Source organism: Micromonospora matsumotoense, assembly GCF_900091525.1.
Classification (GTDB): domain Bacteria; phylum Actinomycetota; class Actinomycetes; order Mycobacteriales; family Micromonosporaceae; genus Micromonospora; species Micromonospora matsumotoensis.
Window position 1 is genome coordinate 159,552 of the sequence record NZ_FMCU01000012.1, and the last position, 14,609, is coordinate 174,160.

Annotated in this window: 13 protein-coding genes; 9 read left to right on the top strand and 4 right to left on the bottom strand. The window is 72.0% G+C overall.

Annotated features, from left to right (window positions below):
- Positions 1-135: 135 nt before the first annotated feature.
- The gene (locus GA0070216_RS22615) at positions 136-1,677 is read left to right on the top strand and encodes a M4 family metallopeptidase (protein WP_091249770.1); all 1,542 of its coding nucleotides are present in this window, start codon (positions 136-138) and stop codon (positions 1,675-1,677) included.
- A gap of 134 nt (positions 1,678-1,811) precedes the next feature.
- On the opposite strand, the gene GA0070216_RS22620 is transcribed toward GA0070216_RS22615, so the two are convergent.
- Positions 1,812-2,597, bottom strand: a complete 786-nt coding sequence (locus GA0070216_RS22620; protein ID WP_091249773.1) for a pyrimidine reductase family protein — start codon at positions 2,595-2,597, stop codon at positions 1,812-1,814.
- A 150-nt stretch (positions 2,598-2,747) separates the two neighbouring features.
- Between GA0070216_RS22620 and GA0070216_RS22625 the strand changes: the two genes are divergently transcribed.
- From GA0070216_RS22625 to GA0070216_RS22650, 6 genes are all read left to right on the top strand, one after another.
- Positions 2,748-3,293, top strand: coding sequence for a plasmid pRiA4b ORF-3 family protein (locus tag GA0070216_RS22625; RefSeq protein WP_091249776.1), 546 nt, complete (start codon positions 2,748-2,750; stop codon positions 3,291-3,293).
- Positions 3,294-3,554: 261 nt separating this feature from the next.
- Positions 3,555-4,847 carry an ABC transporter substrate-binding protein gene (locus tag GA0070216_RS22630; RefSeq protein WP_091249779.1) on the top strand — a complete coding sequence of 431 codons (1,293 nt, stop codon included), beginning with the start codon at positions 3,555-3,557 and terminating at the stop codon, positions 4,845-4,847.
- Between the two features lie 115 nt (positions 4,848-4,962).
- The gene (locus GA0070216_RS22635; RefSeq protein ID WP_091249782.1) at positions 4,963-5,931 is read left to right on the top strand and encodes a carbohydrate ABC transporter permease; all 969 of its coding nucleotides are present in this window, start codon (positions 4,963-4,965) and stop codon (positions 5,929-5,931) included.
- Positions 5,932-5,941: 10 nt separating this feature from the next.
- A complete protein-coding gene (locus GA0070216_RS22640; protein WP_091249786.1) occupies positions 5,942-6,784 on the top strand; it encodes a carbohydrate ABC transporter permease in 843 nt (280 codons plus the stop codon).
- Positions 6,781-8,214 (top strand): GH1 family beta-glucosidase, encoded by a 1,434-nt coding sequence (locus GA0070216_RS22645; protein WP_091249789.1) that lies wholly within the window; start codon positions 6,781-6,783, stop codon positions 8,212-8,214. Before GA0070216_RS22640 ends, GA0070216_RS22645 begins: the two co-directional genes overlap by 4 nt.
- Positions 8,215-8,305: 91 nt before the next feature.
- A complete protein-coding gene (locus GA0070216_RS22650; RefSeq protein ID WP_091249793.1) occupies positions 8,306-9,352 on the top strand; it encodes a LacI family DNA-binding transcriptional regulator in 1,047 nt (348 codons plus the stop codon).
- A 242-nt stretch (positions 9,353-9,594) separates the two neighbouring features.
- Here GA0070216_RS22650 and GA0070216_RS22655 read toward each other — a convergent pair whose 3' ends face one another.
- Positions 9,595-10,806: an acyl-CoA dehydrogenase family protein gene (locus tag GA0070216_RS22655; protein WP_091249796.1), complete on the bottom strand. Its 1,212-nt coding sequence runs from the start codon at positions 10,804-10,806 to the stop codon at positions 9,595-9,597.
- On the bottom strand, positions 10,806-11,903 hold the full coding sequence (locus tag GA0070216_RS22660; protein ID WP_091249800.1) for a phosphotransferase family protein: 1,098 nt from the start codon (positions 11,901-11,903) through the stop codon (positions 10,806-10,808). Before GA0070216_RS22660 ends, GA0070216_RS22655 begins: the two co-directional genes overlap by 1 nt.
- 151 nt (positions 11,904-12,054) lie before the next feature.
- On the opposite strand from GA0070216_RS22660, the gene GA0070216_RS22665 reads away from it, so the two are divergent.
- Both GA0070216_RS22665 and GA0070216_RS22670 read left to right on the top strand, forming a co-directional pair.
- Positions 12,055-12,756 (top strand): ACT domain-containing protein, encoded by a 702-nt coding sequence (locus tag GA0070216_RS22665; RefSeq protein ID WP_091249804.1) that lies wholly within the window; start codon positions 12,055-12,057, stop codon positions 12,754-12,756.
- 89 nt (positions 12,757-12,845) lie between these two features.
- The gene (locus tag GA0070216_RS22670; RefSeq protein WP_091249806.1) at positions 12,846-13,970 is read left to right on the top strand and encodes a GNAT family N-acetyltransferase; all 1,125 of its coding nucleotides are present in this window, start codon (positions 12,846-12,848) and stop codon (positions 13,968-13,970) included.
- Between the two features lie 205 nt (positions 13,971-14,175).
- Here GA0070216_RS22670 and GA0070216_RS22675 read toward each other — a convergent pair whose 3' ends face one another.
- On the bottom strand, positions 14,176-14,580 hold the full coding sequence (locus tag GA0070216_RS22675; RefSeq protein ID WP_091249809.1) for a VOC family protein: 405 nt from the start codon (positions 14,578-14,580) through the stop codon (positions 14,176-14,178).
- Between the last annotated feature and the right edge of the window lie 29 nt (positions 14,581-14,609).

Genomic DNA, 14,609 nt, shown 5'->3' on the forward strand with positions numbered 1-14,609 from the left:
ATCGAGGATCTTCTGTCCTTCGATGCCGGTCGCCACGTCCGTAACCTGCGGACACCTGGCCGGCCCGCGGTCCCTCACCGTCGGGTCACCGTCAGTCGGCACCCCCCCGACTGTCCCTGTGGAGGCAGAACCCCCATGCGCCGAACCCCCCTGATGAGCGGCCTCGCCACGGCCGCTCTCCTGGCCACCGTCGTCACGGTGCCCACCGCGGCCACCGCCGCGCCCACCGGCTCCGCCGACCCGTTCACCCGCGCGGTCGCCCAGCTCCAGGCCCACTCCGGTGCCGGCCTCGCCGCCGACGGCCAGACGTTCACCCCGCGTACCGTGGTGACCGACGCCGACGGCACCGAGCACGTCCGGCTCAACCGCTACTCCGACGGCCTGCCCGTCCTCGGCGGCGACCTGGTCGTCCACCTCGGCAAGGGCGACTCCTGGCGCGGCGCGACCCACCGCCTCGCCAACGCTCCGCAGCGCGCCCCGAAGGCCAAGCTCAGCGAGGCCGCCGCCGGCAAGATCGCCTACGCCGCGTCGACCGCCACCGGCCGTGCGGTCGCCGGCGCGCAGCTCGTCTTCGACGCCGGCGACACCGCGACCACCCTCGCCTACGAGGTGGTGGTGGGCGGCACGCACGCCGACGGCACCCCGAGCGAGCTGCACGTGCTGGTGGACGCCACCACCGGCGCGGTCCGCGACTCGTGGGAGGGGGTGCAGCGTGAGGGCACCGGCAACACCTACCACTCGGGCACGGTCTCGGTGGGCAGCAACCTCTCCGGCAGCACCTACCAGCTCGCCGACCCGGCCCGGGGCAACCACCGCACCTACGACCTCAACGGCGGCACCAGCGGCACCGGCACCCTGGTCACCAGCACCAACAACGTGTTCGGCAACGGCACCCTGACCAACCGGCAGACCGCCGCCGCCGACGCCGCCTTCGGCGCGCAGAAGACCTGGGACTACTACAAGAGCGTGCACGGCCGCAACGGCATCCGCAACGACGGCGTCGGCGCGTACAGCCGGGTGCACTACAGCAGCAACTACGCCAACGCGTTCTGGCAGGACGCCTGCTTCTGCATGACCTACGGTGACGGCGGCTCCGGGCTGTACCCGCTGACCTCGCTCGACGTTGCCGGGCACGAGATGACCCACGGGGTCACCAGCAACACCGCCGGGCTGCGCTACAGCGGCGAGTCGGGCGGACTCAACGAGGCCACCAGCGACATCTTCGGCACCCTGGTCGAGTTCTACGCGGCCAACGCCAAGGACCCGGGCGACTACCTGATCGGTGAGAAGCTGCGCAGCACCGGCGTGCCGCTGCGCTACATGGACAAGCCCTCCAAGGACGGCAGGTCGGCGGACTGCTGGAGCAGCGCCGTCGCCCGGCTGGACGTGCACTACTCCTCGGGCGTGGCGAACCACTTCTTCTACCTGCTCGCCGTGGGCAGCGGCACCTCGTCGTACGGCACCAGCACGACCTGCAACGGCACCACCGTCGCCGGCATCGGCAACACCAAGGCCGGGGCGATCTGGTACCGGGCGCTGACCCGCTACATGACCACCACCACCAACTACAAGGGCGCCCGCACCGCGACCCTGTCGGCCGCCACCGACCTGTACGGCGCCACCAGCACCGAGTACAAGACGGTCGCCGCCGCCTGGGCGGCCGTGAGCGTCAGCTGATCCCGGTCCGGCGGCGACGGCTCCTTCTCCGTCGCCGCCGGACCGTCGCGTTCGTCGCGGGGGCGTGGGCACACCGACCGGGTGGGTCCACGCCCTTCGCCGTGACCGGACCCCCGCCCGCGCGGGCGGGGGTCTCAGCCGGTGGGCGCGGTCCCGGCGGGCGGCGGATCGGGCGCGTCGCGGGCGTAGCGCAGCATGAGTACGCCGTCCCCGGCGGCCAGCGCGTGCCGTAGCGGCAGCGCCCGGGGCGGGCTGGCCGGGCCGGCCGTGATCCGCCCCGGTGCGGCCCCGGCCAACAGCGGGGCGACGGTCAGGCAGAGTTCGTCGACGAGGTCGGCCGAGGTGAGCGCGCCGAACAGGTGCGGACCGCCCTCGCAGAGCAGCTGACCCAGCCCCCGTCGGCGCAGCGCGGCCAGGCCGGCGACGAGGTCGACGGTGTTCCGGCCCACCCGGACCAGGTCGACGGCGTCGGTGAGGCCGGGCGGCGCGACGGCCGTCTCGGTGGTCAGCACCACCGGGCGCACCGGCGCGTCGGCGAAGGCGGCCTGCGCCGGGTCGAGCCGCAGCGACCCGGAGACGACCGCCAGCGTCGGGTACTCGGCCAGCCCGTGCGCGCGTCGCCAGGCCCGCCGCGGCGCGTTCAGCCGGATCGCCCGGTAGCCCTCGTGCCGCAGCGTGCCGGCGGCCACCAGCAGCCCGTCGCAGAGCATCCGGAGCAGCCCGAACACCCGCTTGTCCGGTGCCCCGGAGAGCCCGGCGGAGTAACCGTCCAGGCTGACCGCGCCGTCGGCGCTGGTGACGAAGTTGACCCGCAACCGGGGGGTGTCGGCGCGGGCGTAGAGCGCGGTCAGTGCGGCGTCGTCCAGCGGACCGGCGGCCGGCGTGGGCCAGATCCGGGAGATCGGAATTCCGACGCTCATTCGCCGGCCGGACCGGTGACCGGCGGGGTGGGTGCGGGGGTACGGTGCTGACAGTCGCACCACTTCCGGCCGGGGCAGTCGTCGTGCCGCCGCTGTCGGCACGCTCGGCAGATCATGCGGGCAGCCTATGCGGTGGGTGGAGGGGTCAGCATGCCACGTCAGATCTTCCAGCTGAAGGTGTCCCTCACCGGCGTCCGGCCGTCGATCTGGCGGCGGGTGCTGGTCCCCGGCGGCTACACCCTCGACCGGCTGCACCGGGTGGTACAGCACGCCATCGGCTGGCGGGACTGTCACCTGCACTCGTTCGAGATCGACGGCGTGCCGTACGGCGAACCCGACCCGCACGCCGAGCCGGCGGTCCGCGACGAGCTGGACACCCGGCTGGACGCGGTGGCCGGCAAGGGCAGCCGGTTCGGTTACCTCTACGACTTCGGCGACTGGTGGGAGCACGAACTGGTGGTGGAGGACGTTCTCGCCGCCGACCCGGACGAGCGTTATCCGTGCTGCCCGGAGGGGGCGCGGGCGGGCCCACCGGAGGGGGTCGGCGGCCCCGCCGGGCAGATGCTGCTGCTGGCCGCGCTGGCCGATCCGGCTCACCCGGAGCAGACCACGATGCGGGATTGGGTCGGCCCGTGGTATGACCCGTCGGTCTTCGACCCAGGTCGGACGACCACCCTGCTGCGCCGCTTCTGCTGATCTCTGCCGGCCCGTCGGCGTGCGCCGGTCATCAGGTCGAGTGAGACAAACGCCATAGCTGGTAACGATCTGGGAACGCTCCCAACGGTCTATTGACACCCCCGACACCTCCCGGCAATCTCATGGGAGCGTTCCCAAGGGCGTGGTGCGGATCACCCGTGGCCACCTCCGACCGACCGGCGGCAGACGTCGGACCGGCCCGGGACATGCGGCAGCACCCCCACCACACCCACCCAGCCTCACCATCGAAAAGGGGTCAGGATGAGCGTCACCACGCGGCGTACCCGCTTCGCGGTCGCCGCCCTGGCTGCGGTCACCGCCATCGGCGGTCTCGCGGCCTGCGGCAAGGACGACGACGCCAAGGAGTCCGGCGGCAAGCCCAGCAAGCTGGTCGTCGACACCTTCGGCGAGTTCGGATACGACGAGATCATCAAGCAGTACGAGAAGGACACCGGCATCAAGGTGGAGCTGCGCAAGACCGCGCAGCTCAACGAGTACCGGCCGAAGGTGGTCCGGGCGCTCGCCACCGGCAAGGGCGCGGCGGACGTGACCGCGCTCGAAGAGGGCATCCTCAACGAGTTCAAGACCAACCCGGCCAACTGGGCCGACCTGGCCCCGCTGGTGGCCGACCACAGCAAGGAATACCTGCCGTGGAAGTGGGAGCTGGGCAAGGCGGCCGACGGTCGGCTGATCGGCCTGCCCACCGACGTCGGCAGCCTTGGGGTCTGCTACCGCAAGGACCTGTTCGCCGCGGCCGGCCTGCCGACCGAGCGGGACCAGGTGGCGGCGCTCTGGCCGGACTGGAACGCCTTCATCGAGACCGGCAAGAAGTACCGGCAGGCCACCAACAAGGGCCTGATCGACTCGGCCACCACCGCGGCCAGCGCGGTCATGGTGCAGCAGGGCGGTGACCTGTTCTACGACAAGGAGGACAACGTCATCGCCGACAAGAGCGCCGCGGTGAAGACCGCGTGGGACACCGCGGTCGCGATGTCGGACGCGAAGATCTCCGCGAAGAGCGCCACCTGGTCGCCCGAGTGGTCGGCCGGCTTCAAGCAGGGCACCTTCGCGGCCACCTTCTGCCCGTCGTGGATGCTCGGTATCGTCGCCGACAACTCCGGCCCGGAGAACAAGGGCAAGTGGGACCTGGCGCCGGTTCCCGGCGGCGCGGGCAACTGGGGCGGCTCCTGGCTGGCCGTGCCGGCCCAGAGCAAGTTCCCCAAGGAGGCGGCGAAGCTCGCCGAGTACCTGACCAACGCGAAGAGCCAGGTCGAGGCGTTCAAGCTCAAGGGCCCGCTGCCGACCAACCTCGAGGCGCTGAAGAACCCGGACTTCACCGGCTACACCAACGAGTACTTCAGCGGTGCCCCGACCGGCAAGATCTTCGGTGAGAGCGTCGAGAAGATCCAGCCGCTGCACCTCGGCCCGAAGCACCAGGCGATCAAGGAGAACGCGTTCGAGCCGGCGCTGCGCTCGTACGAGAACGGGCAGTCCCCCAAGGACAAGGCCTGGGAGCAGTTCCTCAAGGACGCCAAGACCCAGGGCGCCTTCTGATCACTGCACCACCACCGGCGGTGGCGTCCGGGCATGTCCCGGGCGCCACCAATGGCGTCCCGTTCCACGTACCGCCCGCCTCACCGGCCCCGCCGGAGCCGGGAAAGGACCCCGCATGAGCCTCTCGGCCACGACGGCGCCGCCGTCGCCCAGCGCACCACCCCCCACACCTCCCCGGCGACGCAGCCGGGCGATCACGTTGAACCGCCTCGACCTGAAGCTCTCGCCCTACCTCTACATCGCCCCGTTCTTCGTGATCTTCGGCATCTTCGGGTTCTACCCGATGCTGCGCACCGCGTGGATGTCGCTGCACGACTGGAACCTCATCGGTGACCACAGCTTCATCGGGTTCGACAACTACACCCGGCTGTTCGGCGACGAGTACTTCTGGAACGCCACGATCAACACGTTCGGCATCTTCATCCTGTCGACGATCCCGCAGCTGCTCCTGGCGCTCTTCCTGGCCACCATGCTCAACCGCACCTTCCTGCGGGCCCGGACGCTGTTCCGGATGGCCATCTTCATGCCCAACGTGGTCTCCGTCGCCGCCGTGGCGATCGTCTTCGGCATGCTCTTCCAGCGTGACTTCGGCCTGATCAACTGGGTCCTCAGCCTGGTCGGGATCGACGCTGTCGACTGGGACGCCCAGAAGTGGAGCTCCTGGACGGCCATCGCCTCCATGGTCAACTGGCGGTGGACCGGCTACAACACCCTGATCCTGCTGGCCGGCATGCAGGCCATCCCGAAGGACCTCTACGAGGCCGCCGCGATCGACGGCGCCAACCAGTGGAAGCAGTTCTGGCGGATCACCCTGCCGATGCTGACCCCGACCTTCGTCTTCGTGGTCACCCTCTCCACGATCGGTGGGCTCCAGCTCTTCACCGAGCCGCTGGTCTTCGGCAACGGCAACATCATCGGTGGCGACCAGCGCGAGTTCCAGACCCTGGCGATGTACATGTACGAACTCGGTATCGAGAACCTCAGCACCGCCGGCTACGGCGCTGCGGTGGCCTGGGCCATGTTCGTCATGATCGCCCTGGTCTCGCTGGTGAACTTCCTGCTCGTCCGCCGTTCGGTGAAGTGAGGACCGCGCCGTGAACAAGGCATCCCAGCGCCTCTGGCGCACCAGTCCGCTGCTCTACATCGCGCTCGTCGTCGCGGTGCTCTTCTCGGTCTACCCCTTCTACTACATGGTGGTCATCGCCACCCGTAGCCTCGACCAGATCAACGACGTGCCGCCGCCGTTCACCCCGGCCGGCGAGTTCGGCGCGAACTTCGGCCGGGTGCTCGACAACGACGCGGCGAACTTCCTCACCGGCCTGCTCAACTCCGTGATCGTCTCCGCCGTGGTCACGGTCTCGGTGGTGATCACCGGCTCGCTGGCCGGGTTCGCCTTCGCCAAGCTGCGGTTCCGGGGCCGCAACGCCCTGCTGCTGACGATCATCGTGACCATGATGATCCCGACCCAGCTCGGCCTGATCCCGCTCTGGGGCATGATCCAGGACCTCGGTTGGTACGACACCCTCCTCGCGGTGACCGTGCCCTTCCTGGTCAGCGCCTTCGGCGTGTTCATGATGCGGCAGTACGCCATCCAGGCCATCTCCGACGAGCTGATCGAGGCCGGCCGGGTCGACGGCGCCAGCACCTTCCGGATCTTCTGGAACATCGTGCTGCCGGCGCTGCGCCCCGCCGCCGCCGTGCTCGGCCTGCTCACCTTCATGGAGACCTGGAACTCCTACCTGTGGCCGTACGCCGTACTCACCCCCGAGAACCCGACCCTGCAGGTGTCGCTGGCGTTCCTGTCCTACGCCTACTACACCGACTACTCGCAGGTGTTCGCCGCGACCGCCATCGGCACCGTGCCGTTGGTGATCGTGTTCATCGTGTTCGGCCGCCAGATCATCGGCGGCATCATGGAAGGCGCCGTCAAGTCGTGAGCAACCCGACCCACCCGCCCGCTGTCGGCGTACTCGACCAGGGGCCGGAACTGACCTTCCCGCCCGGCTTCCTGTGGGGCGCGGCGACCGCCGCGTACCAGATCGAGGGGGCGGCCGCCGAGGGTGGCCGGACCCCGTCGATCTGGGACACGTTCAGTCACACCGAGGGGCGGGTGGTTTCCGGGCACACCGGCGACGTGGCCTGCGACCACTACCACCGGATGCCCGACGACGTCCGGATGATGGCCGAGCTGGGCCTCAAGTCGTACCGGTTCTCGGTCTCCTGGCCCCGGGTGCAGCCCGGCGGCTCCGGGGCCGGCAACCAGCAGGGCCTGGACTTCTACCGGCGGCTCGTCGACGAACTGCTGGCCAACGGCATCGAACCGTGGCTCACCCTCTACCACTGGGACCTGCCCCAGCCGTTGGAGGACGCCGGCGGTTGGCCGGCCCGGGACACCGCCGGTCGGTTCGCCGACTACGCGTCCCTGGTCGCGGACGCCGTCGGTGACCGGGTGAAGTACTGGACCACGCTCAACGAGCCGTGGTGCTCGGCCTTCCTCGGCTACGGCTCCGGGGTGCACGCCCCCGGCCGTTCCGACGGGGCCGACTCGGTCCGGGCCGGGCACCACCTCATGCTCGGCCACGGCCTCGCCGTGCAGGCCCTGCGGGCGAAGCTGCCGCAGGCCCAGCTCGGTGTCACGGTCAACCTCTACCCGGTCACCCCGGCCAGCGACGCGCCCGCCGACGTCGACGCCGCCCGCCGGATCGACGGACTGGCCAACCGGTTCTTCCTCGACCCGCTGCTGCGCGGGTCGTACCCGGCGGACCTGACCGCCGACCTGAGCGAGATCACCGACTTCGGCCACGTCCGCGACGGTGACCTGGAGATCATCTCCAGCCCGCTGGACCTGGTCGGCGTCAACTACTACAGCCGGCACGTGGTGGCCGCGCCGGTGCCCGGCGAGGAGCCGGACAAGTACTGGCGGGCCCCGTCCTGCTGGCCGGGCAGCGAGGACGTCCGGTTCGTCACCCGGGGCGTCCCGGTCACCGACATGGACTGGGAGATCGACGCCCCGGGCCTGGTGGAGACGCTGCGCCGGGTGCACGAGGAGTACACCGATCTGCCGATCTACGTCACCGAGAACGGCTCGGCGTTCGTCGACACGGTGCAGGACGGTCGGGTCGACGACGTCGACCGGTTGGCGTACTTTGACGCCCACCTGCGGGCCTCACACGAGGCGATCGGTGCGGGTGTGCCCCTGCGGGGCTACTTCGCCTGGTCGCTGATGGATAATTTCGAGTGGGCCTGGGGTTACACCAAGCGCTTCGGGATGGTCTGGATCGACTACGACACCCAGGCCCGTATCCCCAAGTCCAGTGCCAGGTGGTACGCCGAGGTGATCCGACGCAACGGTCTGGCCGCACAATAGGCAGAGGCCAGCCAGCATTCCGGACGGCCCCGCCGCGCTGCCCGCCCCCGGGGGCGGACGGCGGGGACCGTCCGACGTCGGAGGAGAGACGATGACAACGCAACGCACCCGGTCACTCGGGCGCCCGACCCTCGACGCGGTCGCCGCCCGCGCGGGTGTCGGGCGGGGCACGGTCTCCCGGGTGGTCAACGGTTCGCCCCAGGTCAGTCCGGAGGCGCGGGCCGCCGTCCAGCAGGCCATCGCCGAACTGGGCTACGTCCCGAACCGGGCGGCGCGGGCACTGGTCACCCAGCGGACCGACTCGGTGGCCCTGGTGGTCTCCGAGTCGGGGGAGCGGGTCTTCACCGAGCCGTTCTTCGCCGGCATCGTCCGGGGCGTCAGCTCCGGCCTGCTGGAGACGCCACTGCAACTCTGGCTCGCCATGGTGCAGTCCCCGATCGAACGGGAACGGGTCGAGAACCACCTGACCAACCAGCACGTCGACGGGGTCCTGCTGCTGTCGCTGCACGACTCCGACCCGCTGCCCACCCTGCTGGAGGAGCGCGACCTGCCCACCGTGCTGGGCGGTCGGCCGGCCCGGATGCTGCGTCCCGGCGCCCGGCCGTCCTGGTTCGTCGACGCCGACAACGTCGGTGGTGCCCGCAAGGCCGTCGAGCATCTGGCCCGGCGGGGCCGGCGGCGGATCGCCACCATCGCCGGCACCCAGGACATGGGCGTCGGTCTGGCCCGGCTGGTGGGCTACCGGGAGGCGGTGGAGTCCACCGTCGGCATGCTCGACCCCCGCATGATCGCCTACGGTGACTTCAGCGAGGGCAGCGGCGCGGCCTGCATGCGGCGGCTGCTGGACGCCTGCCCCGACCTGGACGCGGTCTTCGTCGCCTCCGACCTGATGGCCTTCGGCGCGCTGCGCACGCTGCGCGAGGCAGGCCGTCGGGTGCCCGAGGACGTCGCGATCATCGGGTTCGACGACTCGCCGGTCGCCCAGCAGGCCGATCCGCCGCTGACCACGGTCTTCCAGCCGGTGGAGGAGATGGGCCGGCAGATGGCCCGACTGCTGGTGGCCCGGATCCGCGGCGACGAGATTCCCACCCCGCACGTCCTGCTGGACACCGAGCTCATTCAGCGTGCCTCCACCTGAAGCGCTTCGACAGTTCGGGCCTCCACCGGAGGCCGTCGCCGCCCGGCCGGCGGCGCGTCCGGGTCGACAGTTGCGCAGTGCCGGCCCCGCCGCGGCGGACCGTCGCCCGGTCGGCGGTGCGTCCGGTCGGTGACTCCGCCCGTCACCGCCGGGTGGTGCGGCACGCGGCCCGGCGTCCCGCCTACACCCGGGCCGGTGCTGCGTCCCGCCCACACCCGGGCCGGCGACCCGGCGGCCGGTGGTCAGGACCAGCGGCGCAGTTCCCGCTTGGCCAGGGACGACCGGTGCACCTCGTCGGGGCCGTCGGCGAGGCGCAGGGTGCGCGCCTGGGCCCAGAGCCCGGCCAGCGGGGTGTCCTGACTGACCCCGGCGCCGCCGTACCCCTGGATCGCCTTGTCGATCACCCACTCGGCCATCGCCGGCGTGGCGATCTTGATGGCCTGGATCTCGGTGTGCGCGCCCTTGTTGCCGACCGTGTCCATCAGCCAGGCGGTCTTGAGCACCAGGAGCCGGGCCTGCTCGATCCGCACCCGGGACTCGGCGATCCACTCCCGGACCACGCCCTGCTCGGCCAACGGCCGGCCGAACGCGATCCGCTGGTTGGCCCGCCGGCAGAGCAGCTCCAGGGCCCGTTCGGCCATCCCGACCAGGCGCATGCAGTGGTGGATCCGGCCCGGTCCGAGCCGGGCCTGGGCGATGGCGAACCCGGCCCCCTCGACGCCGATCAGGTTCTCGGCCGGCACCCGTACGTCGGTGAAGTCGATCTCGGCGTGCCCGCCGTGCGGGGCGTCGGTGTAGCCGAAGACGGTCATGCCCCGCCGGACGTGCACCCCCGGGGTGTCCCGGGGCACCAGCACCATGCTCTGCTGGCGGTGCCTGTCGGCGCCCGGGTCGGTCTTGCCCATCACGATGAAGATCTCGCAGCGCGGGTCCATCGCCCCCGACGACCACCACTTGCGTCCGTTGATCACGTACTCGTCGCCGTCGCGGACGATCCGGGTGGCGATGTTGGTGGCGTCGGAGGAGGCCACCTCCGGCTCGGTCATGCAGAACGCCGAGCGGATCTCCCCGGCCAGCAGGGGGGTGAGCCACCGTTCGCGCTGCGCCTCGGCACCGAACTCGGCCAGCAGTTCCATGTTGCCGGTGTCCGGCGCGGCGCAGTTGACCGCCTCGGGGGCCAGGTGCGGGCTGCGGCCGGTCAGCTCGGCGAGCGGGGCGTACTGGAGGTTGGTCAGCCCGGCGCCGTAGCGCGGATCGGGCAGGAAGAGGTTCCACAGGCCGCGTCGGCGTGCCTCGACCTTCAGCTCGTCGAGCACCGGGGACCGCGCCCACGGGTCACCCGCCGCCGCGACCTGCGCGGCGTGCACCGGCTCGGCCGGCAGGACGTACTCGTCCAGGAACGCGCCGAGCCGCTCGCGCAGCTCGACGGTGCGGTCGTCGTATCCGAAGTCCATCAGTTCTCCCCGACCGCGCGCAGACCGTGCTCGACCAGCGGCGTCACCATCTCGCCGATCCGGTCGAACCCACCGCCGAGGGTCTGCCCCAGGGTGTGCCGGTAGTGGATGCCCTCGCAGATCACCGCGAGCTTGAAACAACCGAGGGCCAGGTGCCAGTGCAGCGGCCCCACGTCGACGTCGCTGCGCCCGGCGTACCGGTCGATCAGCTCGGTGCCGGTGGGGAAGCCCGCGCGCGGCCCGAGTCCGTCGGCGACCGGGTTGCCCTCGGCCAGGTCACTGTCACCGAGCACGTCCCAGTAGGTCAGCAGCAGCCCGAGGTCGGCCAGCGGGTCGCCCAGGGTGGCCATCTCCCAGTCCAGCACCGCCCGCACCGACACCGGGTCGACCGTGGTGAGCAGGTTGTCCAGCCGGTAGTCGCCGTGCACGATCCGGCCGGCGTTGACCCCCTCGGGCACCGAGTCGGCCAGCGCGTCCCGCAGCTCGTCCACCCCGGGCAGCTCCCGGCTGCGGGACCGGTCGAGCTGACCGGCCCAGCGCCGCACCTGCCGGCCCAGGTAGCCCTCGGGGCGACCGAAGTCGGCCAGCCCCACCTCGCCGGGGTCGACGGTGTGCAGCGCGGCGAGGGTGTCCATCATCGCCCAGGCCAGGTCACGGCGCTGCCCGTCGGTGAGCGGATCGGTCTGTGCCCGGGTGCGCAGCACCTCGCCCGGCACCCGCTGCATCAGATAGAACGGTGCGCCGATCACCGCCGGATCGGCGCAGAGCAGCAGCGCCTCGGGCACCGGCACGGCGGTCGGTGCGAGCGCGGCGATCACCCGGTGCTCGCGGGCCATGTCGTGCGCGGTGGCCAGCACGTGCCCCAGCGGTGGGCGACGCAGTACCACCTCGCGCCCACCGCAGTGCAGCAGGTAGGTCAGGTTGGACTTGCCGCCGGTGATCAGGGTGGCCCGCAGCGGCCCGTCGGCCAGCTCCGGCCGGTGGGTGGCCAACCAACCGGCCAACCGGTCGAGATCCAGCCCGCGCGGAGCGTCGTGCGGCGTCCGGCCGGCGGGGGACCCGCCGCCCTGGGACGCGTCGACGGCCGGCTCGGTCATCCGGATAGTTGATGGCAGGTCAGCCAGGTTGTCAAGGTCAGCAATTTTCCGCCGGGGACATGCCACGGCAACAGGGACGAAATGGTCAACCGGCAGGCTGGGAACAGCCTGCCGGCCGTGTGCGGTCGGCCCGCCGAGCGGAGGGACTGACATGTTGCTGAGAGTTCGGGTGACCCTGCCGGACCGACCCGGGACACTCGGCCAGGTGGCCCGCACGCTCGGCGTCTCCGGTGCCGACATCGTCCAGGTCGTGGTGCTGGAACGGCTCGGCGGCCGGGCCGTCGACGACTTCACCGTGGTCTGGCCGGGCGCCGCCCGGGTCGAGGGGCTGCTCGCCGGTCTCGCCGCCATCCCCGGGGTACGCGTCGACGGGGTGTGGCGGGCGATCGGGGCACCGACCACCACGGGTCAGGACGCCGAACTGCTCGCCCAGGTGGCGGCGAACCCGACCGACGGGGTGGCCACCCTGGTCGACGCGGTACCCGGGCTGCTCGCCGCGGACTGGGCGGTGGCCGCCGTCGTGCCGGTCGACTGGGCCTCGCGGGCCGGTGGCGGTACGGCGACCATCGGTCACGCCAGCTGGCGGGCCCCGGAGCCGCCGCGGCTGCCCGAGGTGACCCCGCTGCGGGCCCGCACGCTGACCTTGGCCGACGGCACGCACTACGCGATCGCGCCGTTCGGCCGGGCCGGGCTGGTGCTGGTGGTGGCCCGGGACCACACCGAGCCGCTGACCGCCGCCGGGTTCCACGCCACCGAGGTGGACCGGCTCGCCCAGTTGGTCCGGGCCAGCGCGGTGATCCTCGGCGACCGGCTCGACCTGGTCGGCCCCCGGGCGGTGACGACCGTCACCTGACCTGGACGAACGGTTGCCGGTGCGACACCGCCGGGCAACGCCACGGCAACAGGCCCCGGGCAGGCTTCGTGGTGGGGAAGGGAGTGGACATGGCGCTGTGGCGACTCAGGGCGACCGTGGACGACCGGCCGGGTTACCTGTCGGTCCTCACCGCGAGTCTCGCGCTGCGAGGGGTCAACATCCTCACCGTGCAGGTGCACACCACCGAGGTCGGCGCGGTCGACGACTTCCTCGTCGACGCGCCGGACGCGCTCGACGAGGCGGATCTGATCGCCGCCGTCGAGCGGGGACGGGGTCGGAACTGCTGGGTGGCGCGCAGCGAGGCGCGGGGCCTGGCCGACCAGCCGACCCGGGTGCTCGGGCTGGCCACCCGGTTGGTCGGTGACCCGGAACAGGCGGGTGAGGTGCTCCGGGCCACCCTCGGTGCGGACGAGGTGACCTGGCGGCCGACGGTCGCCACCGGGCACGACGCGGTGGGCACCACGACCATGCTGCTGACCGACCCGGCCGGCGGCTCGTACGAGCTGCGCCGGCAGGCGCCCAGCTTCACCCCGGCGGAGTACGCGCGGGCGCAGGCGCTTGTCGAGTTGGCGGCGGCGGTGGCCCGGCGGGGGGCCGACCGGGTGACCCTGATGCTGCCCGACGGGGCGGAGCTGACCATCCGGCCGGCGACCGCCGACGATCTGGCGGGCGTGGTGGAGTTGCACGAGGGCTGCTCGGCGCGCAGCCGGCAGCGGCGCTATCTGAGCGGGGCGGCGCTGCCGTCACCGACCCGGCTGCGTCGACTGCTCGAACCGGCCCGGGGGTTGACCCTGGTGGCGACGACGACCGGCTCCGGCGGGGCGGCGGAGTCGGTCGTCGCGCTGGCCAACCTGCTCGCCGAGGGCGACGAGGCGGAGGCGGCGCTGCTGGTCCGCGACGACTGGCAGCGGCGTGGCCTCGGCACCGCGCTGCTGCGCCGGCTGCTGACCCACGGCGAGCGGGTCGGATACGCGGCGCTGGTCCTGCACACCCAGGCGGAGAACACACCGATGGTCCGGACGCTGGCCCGGCTCGGCCGGCCTGCGGCGATCGAGCGGGACGGCACCCTGCTCACCATGACCGTCCCCCTGGTCGCCCCGGCGGGCGGCGGCCCGGTCACCGAGGGGACCGCTCGCCCCGGTGCGGCCGTGGGCGGCACCCGGTGGACGAGCCCGACCGGCGGGGCCTGCTGACCCCGCCGGAAACCGATACGTACCCGTACGCACCGGGCGGGGCTTTCCTTCCGGTGCCTGGCCGAACTCCGATGCGGAGGACGGTGGAGAGGCAGGGCCCCCGGTGCGGGGGCCCTGCCCATTTCCGGGTGCCGGCCGGCTCCGGACGTCGCGGCAGCAGCCGGGCGCGTACCTCGGGCCGGGCCGCCCGGCCACCGGGTGGCGGTCAGCCGAAGAAGGTGCCCGCCCGGCGGTGCCCGGAGACGCAGAACCGGTTCCCCTCGGTGTCGGCGAGGACGACGTACGGCAGTTGGCCGGGCTCCGGCGCGGTCGGGTAGTGCTGCCAGTCGACCCGTTCGGCACCCAGCTCGCGTAGCCGGTCGACCTCGTCGTCGAGGTCCCGGTCGCCCGCGTCCAGGTCGAGGTGGATGCGGGGGAACTCCGCCACCGGGCTCTTGCTGACGTCCATGGCCAGGGCCACTCCGGTGCTGCCGGGTGGCGGCTCCAGCACGATCCACTCGTCCTGCGGATAGCGGGGTGGGCGACGGACGTAACCGAGGGCCCCGGCCCAGAACCGGCCGGCGCGACGGTCGTCGGTCACCCCCAACGACACCTGCTCGATCATCGACATCGACCCAGGCTAGTCCGGTGGGTCGTCGC